Origin of the sequence: Arthrobacter sp. NPDC080073 (assembly GCF_040686575.1) — a bacterium.
Taxonomy (GTDB): domain Bacteria; phylum Actinomycetota; class Actinomycetes; order Actinomycetales; family Micrococcaceae; genus Arthrobacter.
The window spans coordinates 92,369-107,082 of sequence record NZ_JBFBKR010000016.1 but is presented as its reverse complement, the minus strand read 5'-3'; the positions used below and the strand labels follow the sequence as shown (position 1 = coordinate 107,082).

The window sequence follows — 14,714 nt, the reverse complement described above, 5'->3', positions numbered from 1 at the left end:
GGGGCGAAGGTGCTGATCCTGGACGAACCCACGGCCGCGCTGGGCGTCAAGCAGTCCGGCGTCGTGCTCCGCTACATCCTGCAGGCCCGCGACCGCGGGCTGGGCGTCATCTTCATCACCCACAACCCGCACCACGCCTTCCCCGTCGGGGACCGGTTCCTGCTGCTCAAGCGCGGCAAGTCGATCGGCTACTACGACAAGAAGGACATCACCCTGGACGAACTCACCGCCCAGATGGCCGGCGGCGCGGAACTGGCCGAACTCGCCCACGAACTCGAACAACTCGGCGGACACACCGAAGCCCTCAAGGAAGTCCAAGCCGAAGTCGCCGGGGTAACCGAAGTCGCTGAAGTTGCTGACGGCGCTGGCGCTGCTGGCGATTCAAGGGAAAGCAGCCCGCGGCACGCCTAGCGCCGGGAGACAGCGCAGACGGAGACGGGGGTCCGCCGGAAAACCGGATGGGCCCCCGCCCGCCATGCCACCGCAGGAATGTGCACGAAGTAGTAGACGGGAAGACAGCATGCCGATCCGGGTTGGCGTTATCGGCGCCGGTGTTATGGGCGCAGACCACATCAGGAACCTCTCCACCACCATCAGCGGGGCCGAAGTCACCTTCGTGGCAGACCTCGACGCCGGACGAGCGGCAGCCGCGGCGCCGCCGTCCGCCCGGATCACCACGGATCCTTCCGAGCTGATCAACTCCAGCGATGTCGACGCCGTCGTCGTCGCTTCACATGACTCCACCCATGCCGGACTGGTGCTCGAATGCTTTGAAGCGATGACGCCGGTGCTGTGCGAAAAGCCGCTGGCGCCTACGCTCCTGGAAAGCCGCGAAGTAGTGGAGGCCGAAGCCGACCTCCTGGCCGCAACGGGCGCCCGGCTGCTGTCGATGGGCTTCATGAGGCGTTTCGATCCCGGCTATGTCGCCCTGCGCGAAGCCACCCGGGCACGCACGCAAGGCGAGCCTTTGCAGGTCCACTGCACAAGCCGGACCGTAACCGCGGGACCGGGCGCGAGCTCGGAATCCGCCATCACCAATTCCGCCATCCACGAGCTCGACATCATCCCGTGGCTGCTGGACTCGCCCATCACTGAGGTGTCCTGGCAAGCGGGGCGGAGTTCCCGGCACAGTACCGGTGACCTGCGTGATCCAGCCTTCATGCTCCTCCGGGCGGCCAACGGCACCCTGGCCACCCTGGAACTCTTCCTCAACGCGCAGTACGGCTACACCACCCGGTGCGAGGTCGTGTCGGAGTTCGGCACCGCGGCACTCCCGGAACCTGCCGCCCTCGACGTCCGGCAGGAGGGGAGGCGCAGTTCCGAAATCCCTGCCGACTGGCGGCCACGCTTCGCCGACGCTTACCGCTTGCAACTCCAGGCTTGGATTTCAGCTCTCGAAAAGGGCGAGCCTGCGCCCCTCGCCACTGGTGAGGACGGGCTGCGCGCGTCGCAGCTCGCACAAGCCATGATCCGTTCGCTCCACAGCGACGGGGCCTACACGAAGGTGGTCTATTGATGGTTTCATCCGGCCTGCCGGAGTCCTCCGGTCTTCCGGTGTCCCGTGTGCCGGATTCCCGCGACGCTCCCGCGTTGCGCTGGGGGATCATGGGCCCGGGGTGGATCGCCGAACGCTTCACCGAGTCGGTGCAGGCCCATTCAACGCAAGTGATTGCCGCCGTCGGCTCCCGCTCCTTGGACCGGTCGAAGGCGTTCGCGGACGCTTTCGGCGTGCCCACCGCCTACGGGAGCTACGAAGAGCTGGCCGCGGCTCCGGACATAGACATCGTGTACGTGTGCACGCCACACAACGTCCACCACGGGGCTGCCGTGCTCGCGATCGACGCCGGCAAACACGTCCTGATCGAGAAACCGATCGGCCTGAACGCGGCGCAGGCCCGGGACATCGCCGATCGGGCCAAGGCAGCCGGCGTCTTCGCCGCCGAGGCCATGTGGAGCTTCTTCCTTCCGAAGTTCGACGTGATCCGGCAAGTGCTCGACGCCGGGATGCTGGGTACCGTGACAACGGTCCTGGCGGAATACGGCGAGCACTTCGAACGCAGCCACCGCATCTTCGACCCCGCTCTGGCCGGTGGCCCTTTGCTGGACCTTGGCACCTATCCGCTGGCCCTCATCACAGAAGTCCTGGGTGCACCGGAACGCCTGAGCGCTTTCGGCCAGCCCCACGAATCCGGTGTCAACGCCCAGCTCTCCGCCATCATGGAATTCCCGGGCGGAAGCCAAGCCGTGATGAATACGCACCTGCATAATTTCACCCCCACCGCGGCAACGATCGTCGGATCCGAGGCGACGTTGACCATCGATGGCCCCTTCAACATGCCCGGCGGCTTCGAGATACGGTTCCCGGACGGCACGCGGCTTCGCCACAACGAGGCTGCCGCCGGGCATTTGGAAGGCTTGCACTTCGAAGCCGCAGCGGTGGCCCGCGCCATCGCCGCCGGTGAGGCGGAAACCCAACAACGGCCACTGGCCTCCTCCATCCGGACGATGGAAGTTGCCGATGAGATCCGCCGCCAAGCGGGCATTGAATTCCCGGGCGAAGGCGATGCGCCCGCCTGAGCAATTGTTGTACTGACTATCGAAAGGACGGCCCCATGGCCTACATCGAACAGCATTCAGCTGGACTTCCCACGCCTGTGCGGCTTGGCCTCATAGGCTCCGGTTGGATGGGAGCGTTCCACGGCGAAAGCATAGCCCGCAGGGTTCCCGGTGCGGTCCTTACCGCGGTCGCTGACCCCAACGTGGACTCTGCGACGTCCGTGGCTGCCCGGCTTGGCGCGGCCAAGGTCACCGCGGATGCCACGGACATCATGGCCGATCCGGACATCGACGCCGTGATCATTGCCAGCCCGGCACGCTTCCACGCTTCCCTGATCGCCCAGGCCGCGGCCGCCGGCAAGCACGTGTTTTGCGAGAAGCCTGCCGCGCAGAGCCTCGAAGAGCTCGACGCCGCGCTAGGCGCCGTCGAAGCGGCAGGGGTGCATTTTCAGATCGGTTTCAACCGCCGCTACGCCAGCGACTTCCAGGCCGCCAAGAAGGACCTGGCCGAAGGAATTGTGGGAAAGCCGCAGCTCTTGCGCTCGTTGACGAGGGACCCGGGCACCGGGAGCATCGGGCATGCAGCCAGGATCCCGGCCTGGACGATTTTCCTGGAAACGCTCATCCACGATTTCGATACCCTGAACTGGTTCAACGAAGGAGCCGAGCCGATCGAGGTGTACGCCGTCGCGGACGCCTTAGTGGAACCAGGCCTGCGTGACCAGGGTTTCCTGGACACCGCCGTGGTCACCATCCGTTACAGCAATGGCGCCCTGGCGGTGGCGGAAGCAAACTTCAGCGCACTTTACGGCTACGACGTCAGGGGCGAAGTCTTCGGCTCCAAGGGCATGGTTCAGGCCGGACGGCCCACGGAAACGGCCGCCCTGAGGTACACGGCAGAGGGCCTTTCCGCCGAAACTCCCAGACTCAACGTCGAGCTGTTCCGCGATGCCTACACCGATGAACTCGTGGACTTCGCGGCTGCAGTCCGCGCGCGCCGCGACGGCACGCAACCGCCGTCGGGCGCTTTCACCCTGACCCCGGGAGCCGCCGACGCGCGCCGCGCCCTCGCGATGGCTTTGGCCTGCATCGAGTCGGTCCAGCAAGGCGCCCCGGTGGCGGTACCCGCGGTGTCGAGCAAGGGCGCCGTCTCGAGCAACAGCAAGGCCGGTGTCTGATGCGGCTGGCCGTTTGTGCCGAAATGGTCTTCACGGAGCTGCCGTTCACTGAACGTGTACGTAGGATCCATGAGGCCGGATTCGACGTCGAGCTCTGGGACTCAAGGAGCAAGGACATTGCTGCACTCAAGGCGAGCGGCGCGGTCTTTTCTTCCATGACCGGGTACACCTCCGGGAGCCTGGTTGACGCCGACACCGCCGATGACGTTGTGAGGACAGCTGAGACACTGATTCCGACCGCTTTGGAACTTGGCGTCAGCCGCATGGTGGTTCACTCGGCGGAGCTGATCGACGGCAAAGCAGCCCGTCCCGCCTACCGGTCCAACGGCAGCATGTGGATCACGGGTGCACGGACCTTGGAGCGCCTCGGCGCGCTCGGGGAAAAACACGGAGTGACGTTCTGCCTGGAAAATCTCAACACCGTGCTGGACCACCCGGGTATCCCGCTGGCCCGGGCCAAGGACACCCTGGCGCTGGTGGAGGCGGCCGGACACCCGAACGTGAAAATGATGCTGGACCTGTACCACGCACAATTGGGGGAGGGGAACCTCATTGAGCTGGTCCGCACCGCGTTGCCGCACATCGGCGAGATCCAGGTGGCGGACGTCCCCGGCCGCTGCGAGCCCGGCACCGGCGAGATCAACTACCCGGCTGTGGCCCGGGCACTCGCGGCTGCCGGCTATGAAGGGACCATCGGCATGGAGGCATGGGCCAGCGGAGACGACATGGAGGCGCTTGAGGCGTTCCGGCAGGCGTTCACGCTTGAGGCCGGAGAGTCCCGGAACAGCGCGGCTTTTTCAACGGAGGTAGCACGATGAAGGACGTGGTTCTCGGGCTGGTTGGAGTAGGGCGGATCGGCGTGATGCACGCGAACAACATCGCAGCCCTCAACAGGGAACTGAATGCGCAGGGCATCAACGTGGAGTTGCGGCTCACGGACGTCGCCGAAGACCACGCCAGCAAGGTGGCAGCCGGTCTCGGCGCTCAATTCCTGCCGTCGGTAGAGGCTTTGATCGCCTCCGGAGTGGATGGGCTGGTCATCGCGACGGGAACCGGCACGCACCCGGAATTTATCCGCGCGGGAGTGGACGCCGGCATCCCGGTGTTCTGCGAGAAGCCGGTGGCCATGAATGTGGCCGATTCGTTGCCGGTCCTGGAACATATCCGTGCCAACGACGCAGTGGTGCAGATCGGCCACCAGCGCCGCTTCGATGCCGGCTATCTCGAGGCCAAGCGCGCCTACCAGGCCGGCGAGCTTGGCTGGATCCACTCGCTGCGCGCCGTGACCTGCGACATGGCGCCGCCGCCCGTGGAGTTCCTGGCAACGTCCGGCGGACTGTTCCGCGATTGCTCGGTCCACGATTTCGACATCCTGCGCTGGCTGACCGGCCGCGAGATCGTGGAGGTCTACGCCAAAGGTTCCAACAACGGAGATCCCGCCATTGGCGAAGTGGGCGATGTGGACACCGCGCTTGCGTTGATCACCTTCGACGACGGGACGGTCGGCACAGTGTCGGCAACCCGTTACAACGGGGCAGGGCACGACGTGCGCCTCGAAATCCAGGGCTCGAAGCGTTCCCTCATGGTTGGCCTGGACGACAAGACAGCCATGGAATCAGCCGAAGCCGGGATCTCCTTCCCGTCCGGAGAACCCCACAAAACCTTCGCCGAGCGCTTCGACCAGGCCTACCGCTCGGAAATGGCGGCCTTCGTTGAGCTGGTCCTGGGCCAACGGGAGAACCCGTGCACCCCGGAGGACGCCGTCGCGGCATCCCGCGTGGCGGATGCCGCGCAGGAGTCGCTGGCAAGCGGGGTCCCGGTCAAGGTGGCCCTCGCTACGGCGTAGGCCGGTTAGGCGATTACAGGCCCCAACTGGCTCGCAGTTGTTGTCGTTTTGACGGCCCAGAACGACAACAACTGCTTGGGCCCACGCCGCCAGGGTTCCCTGGCCGAGCTTGCGAGGCGAGGGTGGCGGTGGGGATTGGTTGGGTGTGTGGGAACCTTACGCGCCTGTGGGAACCTTACGCGCCGAACGGCAGGCGGGGGTCGATGTCCTGGCCGTCCCAGCTCTGCCGCACCCACCCGTGGTGGGGGTCGTCGCTGATGAGCCATTCACGCACGGGTCCCGGGCCGGCCATGACGTTCAGGTAGTACAAGTCGTAGCCGGGAGCGGCCATGGCGGGGCCGTGCCAGCCATAGGGAACGAGTACGACGTCGCCCGTCCGAACCTCCGCGGCCACATCGATCGGACGGTCATCGGAAGCGTAGACGCGCTGGTAGCCGATGGCATCGGCGTCAGCAGGGGCACCGGAGCCTTCGGCCACCCGGGTCTCGAAGTAGTAGATCTCCTCGAGCTGTGTCTCGCCGTCCTTTTCCTCGTCATGCTTGTGCGGGGGATAGGAAGACCAGTTGCCCGCGGGGGTGAGCACTTCGCAGACGATGAACCGGTCCGCCTCGAGGGCGGCGGGAGTGCCGAAGTTGTGGACCTGGCGCGAGCAATTGCCCGCTCCGCGCAGCTCCACCGGGGTTTCTGCGGCGGTGACTAGCCTGGTGGGGTGCGATGCGTTGGCCGGGGCAGTGGCGACGGCGACGCGGCCGCCGTCGGGCGAACTGATGGTGACTGCAGCATTCGTGCCGGAATACAGGACATCGCTGGGGCCATGGAAAACCGACGCCCGCCCCGCAAGGGGATACTCGACGTCGTCGACCGTCACCGTAAAGGCGCCGTTGAGCGGCACAATGATCCGCTCTTCAGCTGCGGCGGGGAGCTCGACGGCGGCGCCCGCGGCTAGCGTGGCGACCTTGAGGCCCGTGTGCGCCCAACCGTCCACAGTCAACGCGGAATCGGAGGTTCCGAGCGAGATGTCCCAATCGCCGTCGTTGGCGGTTCCCAGTGGATAGACCCAGTTGGCCATGAAGTTATGTCCTTGCGTTAGCGCTGTACGAGTGTCATTTCAAAGCTGTAGGAATCGGCCCGGTACACGTGGTGGCCGGTCTCGACCATGCGCCCGGTGTCGTCGACGGCGGTGCGCTCCATGGTGACCAAAGCCGAGCCGACCTCCGCCTCCAAGAGCGGTGCCTGGTAGTCGTTGGCGATCATGGCGCCGATCCGCTGCGAGGCGAGGCGGAAGTTGACTCCGCCGCGGCGGAGGATGGCGTAGAGGCCCTCCGCCTGGAGCATGGACTCGTCCATGGTGGTGATGTCGTCGCGGACCCAGTTCTCCATGAGCGCCAGCGGCTTACCGCCCACTTTGCGCAGGCGGGTGAAGTGATAGACCTTTGAACCGGCCGGAAGCTGGAGGGCGGTCAGCGTGGCTGCGTCGGCTTCCATGTGCGAGAAGCTGAGGACCTGCGTTGTGGGCTTCTTGCCGTTGTTGGTCAGGTCATCGTAGAGGCTGGAGAGCTCGAGGGGCCGGCGGACCTGACTCGACACTACCTGTGTGCCGACGCCGCGCTTCCGGACGAGCAGGCCCGATCGGACGAGTTCGTCCATGGCCTTGCGCATGGTGGGCCGGGACAGGTTGAGCTGGGCGGCGAGGTCGATTTCGTTGTCCAAACGGCTGCCGGGCTCCAGCACTCCGCTGTGGATCGCGGCCTCGATGCCCTGGACCACCTGGTGGTACAAAGGCACAGGGGAAGAACGGTCGATTGTGAGGCCAAGTTGATTCGCCATTGCATGCTCCCTCGCATTCCGGGACTGTCCCGGAAGTTGCGTGCATGTCCGCTCATGTTCGCTTGATAGGACATACTGCTTTATTGATGATAGCAGGAGCTTTCTGCGGGTCAAGGGTGCCGCAGGGGTGTTTATCGTGCCGTTCAGGCGCTTTGTTTGGACCATTGGCGGGACATGTCCAGACATCAGAACCATGTGCCCAGCGGTGGGCCCGGCTTTCGGCGTCGGGAGCCTTCAGCGGGGTCTTTCGGCGTCGGGCGCCTTCAGCGGCCGCGTCGGCGGGCGCCGCCGCGTTGCCGGACGTAGCCGACAGCCGCAAGGACAGCGCCCAGTCCCTCGGCGACTGCGCTGAGGGACTTCTCGAAAAACCATACGGGCTCGTACATGGAAGGGATCGGACCTATGGCAGGTATATCCACATATCGGTAGAGGAGGACCGCAACGAACGCGCTTCCAGCGATCACCACCGCTGCGGCGTAGGCCGGCCGACTGCCTCGCACGAGGACATACAAGCCGACGAGGATTGCGGCCGCGGCCTCGAGACGGAACAAGTTGCCTTCCCCGATTCCGCCGGGAGCACCCAACTGGTAGCCGGCGGCAAGATCGAAATGCACCACCGCATCGATGACGAGGGCTGCCGCCACAAGCAGTCGCAGCAGGATGTCCTTGGGCCTGCGGTTCATCGGCTTGCGGCGGGCCGCTTCACGGGTGCTCATTTCACCGTGCTCATTTCACGACCAGGGTTCCGTGCATGTTGGAGTGGTAGGTGCAGTGGTAGGGGTAGCTGCCCGGCGCGGTGGGCGCCGTGAACTGCGTTGTTCCGCCCCCGCCGTCGACCGCGGCGTCGAAGGCCTTGCCATCGTCCGAGGTGACCGTGTGGGCCTGGGTGTCCTCGTTCTTCACGGTGATTTTGGCGCCCGGGCTGACCGAGACGGGTCCTTGATAGCCGAAGTCCTTGATGGTGATAGTGAGCGATGGGGATTGCGGAGCGCCGGAGGACGCGGCCGAAGGTGGGCTCGATGATGCTCCATAGCCGCCGGTACCGGACGAGCCGCAACCGCTCACGGCGACCAGGGCGGCCGCCGCAGCGATGACCATCAGGGTCTTGGGGCTCTTCTTCATGCTTGGTTCCCCGCTTCTCGTATCCGTTGGCCGCAATGTGCCTGCCACAATGATGAGACGAATTCCAAGCCGGTCGGGTTCACCGGCGCGGGAAATTGCCTTTGGCGTCCCGATAAAGGCCGCCCGATATAGGCCGCCCGATCACCCCACGGGACGCAGCGCCCTGCAGACCTCCACGAAAGCCTTGAACGGGGCGAGCCGTTCTTCGTCGGGTAGCTGGGAGGCCTCGGGGTGCCACTGCACAGATGCGACCCATCTTTGTGGATCCTCGAGGGCTTCCACGGTCCCGTCGTCCGCGACCGCCGTCACCACTAAGCCATCGCCTACCCGGGCCACGGCCTGGTGATGTCCCGAAGCAATCCGCACCGAGGTCCGTGAGCCATAGAGCCCAGCCACCTTGGAGTCCGGTGAAAGTTCGACGTCGTGCCACGCCCAGGCGCTGAGCTCACCTTCCGCCGGGGTCAGGCCGCTGTGCTCCACCAACGATGGGTGCATGTCCTGGATGAGCGTCCCGCCGTAGACCACGTTGAGGAGTTGGTGGCCGCGGCAGATGCCGAGGGTGGGCAAACCGGCGTCGAGCGATCCACGGGCGACCGCGAGGTCCAGGCGATCCTGGTCAGGGTTGACGTCGCAGCACGCTTCAGTCGCTTCTTCACCGTAGAGTCGCGGATCCAGGTCTCCGCCGCCGGGCAGCAGAACCCCGTTGAGGGAGCGGAGCTCGGCGGCCAGCGGACCCGCTTCGTCAGTGAAGGAGGCGTCCAGCAGTACAGGCTCCGCACCGGCGTCGCGCACTAGTTCGACGATGAAGTCGAAGAGTTCGTTCGCTTCCCCCACGCGAGGATCCGCGCTTTCGGAGCTGCTGAGGCGGACAGGAATGCCGATCCGGGGCCTTAGGCTGCTTTGCTGTTCGGAAGTCTGCATGCTCCATGATGCACTGGCCGGTCCGCTCCTGCGCAACGGGAACCGCGGGCTTACGCTGATGCCATGAATCCGTCCCGCGCACTGACTCCCAGTCCCCGCACGCTCGACATTGAGAGCGTGGCCCATTTCGACCGGCTTCTGAGCTCCGGTGCCGCAACGATGCACGGATGGCACGCCCAGTCGCTGGACCTGCGAGGCCGACGCGCGGACCTGCAGAGGTTGGATCCCCAAGGCGCCATCTTCCTGGGCTGTACCTTCGACGACGGCGTGGAGGACTCGCTGCGGAGCCGGGGCGCACTCATCTTTCCCAAGCTGCGCGGCGTGCCGTTCAACCCGTACCGGGGCAGGCTCTACAGCGCCGCCGAACTGTACGAGGACATTGACTCCACGGAATACGAAGCCACGCTCGACGCCCAGGTCTACCAATGGAGCATCATGCCGGGGCAGCGGACAAGCCTGGACGCCACCCTTGCCGCCGCCCTGCACGACCACGCCATCGGGGCCGCCCTGGACGAGCTCCTGGGCAACGGGGACTTCGCGGGGAACACGATCGTAGGCGTCATGGGCGGGCACGCTGCGCAACGCGGAACGACGGACTTCGACGACGCGGCGCTCCTGGGTCGGCTCTTGGCCCTGTCCGGCTTCACGGTGGCCACCGGGGGAGGACCGGGTGCCATGGAAGCCGCCAATTTGGGTGCCTACCTAAGCGGCCTGCGCGACGCCGACTTCGCCGTCGCGCTGCAATCGCTCGCGTCGGTGCCGGGTTTCCGTCCCTCGGTGACGGCCTGGGCGCGGGCGGCGGCCGCCGTCGTCGGGCACTATCCGAGCGGGACGACGTCGCTGGGCATTCCCACCTGGTTTTACGGGCATGAGCCACCCAACCTCTTCGCCACCCACATCGCCAAGTATTTCGCCAATTCCATGCGCGAAGCGATCTTGCTGGAGCTATGCAACGGCGGGATCGTGTTCCTTCCGGGCTCCGCCGGCACCGTGCAGGAAATCTTCATGGACGCGTGCGAGAACTTCTACGGCGCCCCGGAAACCGTCACGCCCATGGTGCTCGTAGGGCGCGACCATTGGGAGAACAAGTATCCCGCGTGGCCTATGTTGCAGAGCCTCGCCGCAGGGAAAGTGATGGAGCGGCGGATCTTCCTGGTGGACAGCGTCGAGGAAGCGCTCGCCGTCGTCGCGGACTAAGGTTTCGCGGTGGACATGCCCTGCCTTGGCTCGGAGCACTGGACATATTGCTAATATGCCCATTTCTGGGCTCCAAGGCTGGACATGTCCCTTGGATTGAGGGGGTTATGTCCGTTGCTTGGGCTTGGGGCTGGACATGTCCCGTGGATTGAGAGGGTTATGTCCGTTGCCGGGGCTTGGGGCTGGGCATGTCCCGTGGACGACGAGTGGGCATGTCCCTTTCTGGAGTCCAGAGATGGACATGTCCCGTGTGTGGCGAAAGGTGACATCGGGCTAGTGCGGGGCGCGGCCGCCCAGGCGCGTGGTGATTTTGCGGGCTGCGTCTTGGCATGCCTCGCCGAGGCTGGCGAGGGTGTCCTGCGAGACACGGAACTTGGGCGCGGGGATCAGGACGGAGGCCACGATGTCTCCGCGGTGGTCGAAGACCGGCGAAGAGACGCCGACTTCTTCGATAGACGTTTCGCCGAAATTGAAGGCCCAGCCACGCTTCACGGATTCCTCGAGCCGGAGCAGGTAGGCCTCGAGTGCTTCCTCGTCGAGCCCGGGCAAGGTGATGGAGCCGCTCCGCAGGAGTTTGCGCACGCGGTCGGCGTCTTCGGCGGCAAGGAAGACCTGTACCGAAGAGCTGAGGGCCTCGTTGTAGCGGGCACCCAGGGGAGCGAGATGCTTGACCTGGTGACGGCTGGCGATTTGCTCCACGCACATGGATTCGTTCCCGTTCCATACCATGAGCGCGCTCGTCTCGCCGGTCCGCTCGCTGAGTTCGCGCAGCACGGGGTAGGCCACCCGACGCTCTTCCAGTTCGGCAAGGAGCGGACCGGCAAGGGCGATCATCCCCAGGCCCAGCCGGAAGCGTCGGGACTCAGGGTCGCGCTCCACCAAGTGTTCCTGTTCGAAGGTTGCCAGGATCCGGGACACGGTGCTTTTGTGCAAGCCGATCCTGCCGGCGATCTCGGTGACACCCAGAAGAGGTTCCTCGGCGGTAAAGCTGCGGAGCACGGCAATGGCGTTCTCGAGTACCGAAGCGCCTTTGGAATCGCCGTTGGCCGGGGTGTCACTCGTGATTGCACGCGGTTCTGCTGGGGTCATGATGGTCACTATATGGCTCTTTTAATGGGGACATGCCCAGCCTTGGCCTAGGGCAATGAGCATATGAGTCATATGTCCACTGCTCGGGCGCAAGGCTGGGCATGTCCATGGGGGTGGGTGTTAGGCGCCGATGATGTTGTACTCCGGGCCGAACGGGAACTTGGTGATGTTCTCGGCACCGTCTTCACCGACTACCAGGATGTCGTGTTCCCTGTATCCGCCGGCACCCGGCTGGCCGTCGAGGACCGTGATCATCGGTTCCATGGAAACCACCATGCCCGGCTCCAGGACGGTGTCGATGTCTTCGCGCAGCTCCAGTCCGGCTTCGCGGCCGTAGTAGTGCGAGAGGACCCCGAAGGAGTGTCCGTAGCCGAAGGTTCGGTTTGCGAGCAGTCCATGCGACACGTAGATCTCGTTGAGTTCCGCGGCGATGTCCTTGCAGACGGCGCCGGGCTTGATGAGTTCCAGTCCGCGCTTGTGCACGTCCACGTTGATGTTCCACAGTTCCAGGGAGCGTGTATCGGGTTCGCCGTAGAACAGGGTGCGTTCCAGGGCCGTGTAGTAGCCCGAGGTCATGGGGAAGCAGTTCAGCGACAGGATGTCGTGTTCCTGGATCTTGCGGGTGGTTGCCCAGTTGTGGGCGCCATCGGTGTTGATGCCGGACTGGAACCACACCCAGGTATCGCGGATCTCGGAGTCGGGGAACGTCCGGGCGATCTCGTGGACCATGGCTTCGGTGCCGATGAGGGCCACCTCGTACTCGGTGATTCCGGCCGTGATGGCATTGCGGATCGCCTCGCCGCCCAGGTCGCCGATCCGGGCGCCGTGCTTGATGACCTCGATCTCCTCGGCCGACTTGATCATGCGCTGGCGCATCGCGGCCTGGGCAACGTCCACAAGCGTTGCGCCGGAGAAGGCGGCCTGGATCTTGTTGCGGTTGTCCAGTGGAAGGGAATCGTCCTCAACACCCAGGCGACGGACGTTGATCCCGCGGGTGCGCAGTACTTCCTGGATGCCGAAGATGTAGTTGTCCCGGCGCCAGTCCGTGTAGACCAGGTTCTCTCCATAGCTGCGTCGCCAAGGCATTCCGGCGTCGATGTTGGCGGTGACCGTGACGGTGTCGTCGGCGGTGACCACCATGGCGTAGGAACGGCCGAAGTAGGTGAACAGGAAGTCGGAGTAGTACTTGATGGAGTGGTAGCTGGTCAGGACGACGGCGTCCAGTTCCTTTTCGGCCATGATCCGGCGAAGGCCGGCAACGCGCCGCTCAAACTCTGCGTCGGAGAAGGTCAGGGAGACCTTCTCTCCGTTGTTGAGGACCTTGAGGCGCTCGAGTTTGGTGACGTCGCTTACGGCTTCATTCTCGGTGATGGTCATGGGTGGTGTTCCTTTCAATGGGTGGTTGTTTTCAGTCCTGCTGCAGGGGCTTCTTGGAAGTTTCCACAGCGAAGAGGACCGCGATGAGGGAGATGACGGCGGCCGCCACGAGGTACCAGCCGGGAGCCAGCTGGTTGTGGGTCAGGCCGATGAGGAGGGTTGCCATGAACGGGGCGGTGCCGCCGAACAAAGCGTTGGAAAGATTGAAGCTGACGGCGAAGCCGCTGTAGCGGACCCTCGTGGGGAAGAGCTCGGCAAGGAAGCTGGGGAGGGTGCCGTCGTTGAGCGTGAGCATGCCGCCCAGCAGGATCTGGACCAGGACAATGACTAGGAAGTTGCCGGTGTCGAGGAGCATGAACGCCGGAACGGTCAGCACCACGAACAGTACGGAAGCCGTGATGAGCATGCGCTTGCGGCCGAACCTATCCGACGCGATCCCGGTCAGGAAGATGAATCCGATGTAGCTGAGGAGGGCAATGGTCGTGGCCAGGAACGATTCGGCCGCACCGAAGTGAAGCTCCTCGGAGAGGTACGTCGGCATGTAGCTGAGGATCACGTAGAAGCCGACGGCGTTGAGCAGCACTGCGCCCGTCGCGATGATCAACTGCTTGCGGTAGGTCTTGAACATCGCTAACGCCGGAGCCTTGACCGCGGTGTCTTTCGCGGCCATTTCGCGGAATGCCGGGGTGTCCTCGAGCTTCGTGCGGATATAGCGGCCGATCAGGCCCATCGGGGCGGCCAGGAGGAAGGGCAGGCGCCAGCCCCATTCGCCGAGCTGCTCGGCGCTCAGCACCGAGCTGAGCAGTGCCGCCAGCAGGGAACCGAGCAGCAGCCCCGCCGCTGTACTGGCAGGTACGACGGCGGCATAGAGTCCGCGCCGATTGGCCGGCGCGTATTCCACCAGGAAGGCTGAGGCCCCTGCGTATTCGCCTGCTGCCGAGAAGCCCTGGACAACGCGGACGAGCAGCAGGAGGACCGGCGCCATGACGCCGATGGTGTTGTAGCCGGGGATCAGGGCGATGCAGAACGTTGCAACGGACATGAGCACGATCGACAGGGAGAGCGCCTGTTTGCGTCCGAGCCGGTCGCCGATGTGGCCCCAGATGAATCCGCCCAGGGGACGGACGAAGAAGGAAACGGCAAAGACGCCGAACGTGGCGAGCAAGGCGGTCTGCCGGTCCGATGCAGGGAAGAAGACGGTCGAGATGATCCCGGCAAGATAGCCGTAAACGGCGTAGTCGAACCATTCGACGAAGTTGCCGATGAAGCTTGCAGTGATGACGCGGCGGCGGGTGTCCTTGCTGACCGCGTGGTTGTTGGCGGGCTTTGACGGGCCGCCCGGGGTGGCTGTTGCTTCGGGAAGCTCGCCGGATCCGCCTTTGGATCCGGAATGAGCGCTTCCCGGGATTGCTGCCACGGGGGATGTTTCGTTTTTCATGAATCCACCAAGTAATTTGGGGTTGCATTCAACGCAACGCTGTTGCACCAGCATAGATGTGTTGTGCATCACCGTCAAGGGTCTGTGGCTTCCGCCCAACTGACTAGCATTAGATGTCGTATTCGACCCTCTAAACGACAACTAATGCGAGCTAGTTGGGGAA

At 64.7% G+C, this 14,714-nt stretch carries 14 protein-coding genes and 1 pseudogene; 7 read left to right on the top strand and 8 right to left on the bottom strand.

Annotation, left to right across the window (positions count from 1 at the left end; all coding sequences use genetic code 11):
• From AB0O52_RS17220 to AB0O52_RS17195, 6 genes and pseudogenes are all read left to right on the top strand, one after another.
• Positions 1-411 (top strand): annotated as a pseudogene (locus AB0O52_RS17220) (sugar ABC transporter ATP-binding protein); the annotation flags it as partial.
• Between the two features lie 109 nt (positions 412-520).
• The gene (locus AB0O52_RS17215; protein ID WP_364539927.1) at positions 521-1,516 is read left to right on the top strand and encodes a Gfo/Idh/MocA family oxidoreductase; all 996 of its coding nucleotides are present in this window, start codon (positions 521-523) and stop codon (positions 1,514-1,516) included.
• Complete coding sequence (locus tag AB0O52_RS17210; protein WP_364539925.1) at positions 1,516-2,577, top strand: Gfo/Idh/MocA family oxidoreductase; 1,062 nt, start codon at positions 1,516-1,518, stop codon at positions 2,575-2,577. The genes AB0O52_RS17215 and AB0O52_RS17210 overlap by 1 nt, the downstream gene beginning before the upstream one ends.
• A gap of 35 nt (positions 2,578-2,612) precedes the next feature.
• Positions 2,613-3,734, top strand: a complete 1,122-nt coding sequence (locus tag AB0O52_RS17205) for a Gfo/Idh/MocA family oxidoreductase (protein WP_364539922.1) — start codon at positions 2,613-2,615, stop codon at positions 3,732-3,734.
• Positions 3,734-4,552 carry a TIM barrel protein gene (locus tag AB0O52_RS17200; RefSeq protein WP_364539919.1) on the top strand — a complete coding sequence of 273 codons (819 nt, stop codon included), beginning with the start codon at positions 3,734-3,736 and terminating at the stop codon, positions 4,550-4,552. Before AB0O52_RS17205 ends, AB0O52_RS17200 begins: the two co-directional genes overlap by 1 nt.
• Complete coding sequence (locus AB0O52_RS17195; RefSeq protein WP_364539916.1) at positions 4,549-5,580, top strand: Gfo/Idh/MocA family oxidoreductase; 1,032 nt, start codon at positions 4,549-4,551, stop codon at positions 5,578-5,580. Before AB0O52_RS17200 ends, AB0O52_RS17195 begins: the two co-directional genes overlap by 4 nt.
• Positions 5,581-5,755: 175 nt before the next feature.
• Here the strand turns inward: AB0O52_RS17195 and iolB are convergent, their stop codons facing one another.
• The 5 genes from iolB to AB0O52_RS17170 form a co-directional block, all read right to left on the bottom strand.
• Positions 5,756-6,649, bottom strand: coding sequence for a 5-deoxy-glucuronate isomerase (iolB, locus tag AB0O52_RS17190; protein ID WP_364539913.1), 894 nt, complete (start codon positions 6,647-6,649; stop codon positions 5,756-5,758).
• 17 nt (positions 6,650-6,666) lie between these two features.
• Positions 6,667-7,407, bottom strand: a complete 741-nt coding sequence (locus AB0O52_RS17185) for a GntR family transcriptional regulator (protein ID WP_234753199.1) — start codon at positions 7,405-7,407, stop codon at positions 6,667-6,669.
• 263 nt (positions 7,408-7,670) lie between these two features.
• Entirely contained in the window at positions 7,671-8,123 is a 453-nt protein-coding gene (locus AB0O52_RS17180; protein ID WP_364539910.1) for a hypothetical protein, read from the bottom strand.
• A gap of 10 nt (positions 8,124-8,133) precedes the next feature.
• Positions 8,134-8,529: a cupredoxin domain-containing protein gene (locus AB0O52_RS17175; RefSeq protein ID WP_364539907.1), complete on the bottom strand. Its 396-nt coding sequence runs from the start codon at positions 8,527-8,529 to the stop codon at positions 8,134-8,136.
• 141 nt (positions 8,530-8,670) lie between these two features.
• Positions 8,671-9,450, bottom strand: coding sequence for a type 1 glutamine amidotransferase (locus AB0O52_RS17170; protein WP_364539904.1), 780 nt, complete (start codon positions 9,448-9,450; stop codon positions 8,671-8,673).
• Between the two features lie 63 nt (positions 9,451-9,513).
• Here AB0O52_RS17170 and AB0O52_RS17165 point away from each other — a divergent pair, with 63 nt between their 5' ends.
• A complete protein-coding gene (locus AB0O52_RS17165; RefSeq protein WP_364539901.1) occupies positions 9,514-10,647 on the top strand; it encodes a Rossmann fold nucleotide-binding protein in 1,134 nt (377 codons plus the stop codon).
• Positions 10,648-10,920: 273 nt separating this feature from the next.
• On the opposite strand, the gene AB0O52_RS17160 is transcribed toward AB0O52_RS17165, so the two are convergent.
• The 3 genes from AB0O52_RS17160 to AB0O52_RS17150 form a co-directional block, all read right to left on the bottom strand.
• The gene (locus AB0O52_RS17160) at positions 10,921-11,736 is read right to left on the bottom strand and encodes an IclR family transcriptional regulator (RefSeq protein ID WP_364539898.1); all 816 of its coding nucleotides are present in this window, start codon (positions 11,734-11,736) and stop codon (positions 10,921-10,923) included.
• 120 nt (positions 11,737-11,856) lie between these two features.
• Positions 11,857-13,113 (bottom strand): aminopeptidase P family protein, encoded by a 1,257-nt coding sequence (locus AB0O52_RS17155; RefSeq protein ID WP_364539895.1) that lies wholly within the window; start codon positions 13,111-13,113, stop codon positions 11,857-11,859.
• 31 nt (positions 13,114-13,144) lie between these two features.
• The gene (locus AB0O52_RS17150) at positions 13,145-14,551 is read right to left on the bottom strand and encodes an MFS transporter (protein ID WP_364539893.1); all 1,407 of its coding nucleotides are present in this window, start codon (positions 14,549-14,551) and stop codon (positions 13,145-13,147) included.
• Positions 14,552-14,714 lie beyond the last annotated feature (163 nt).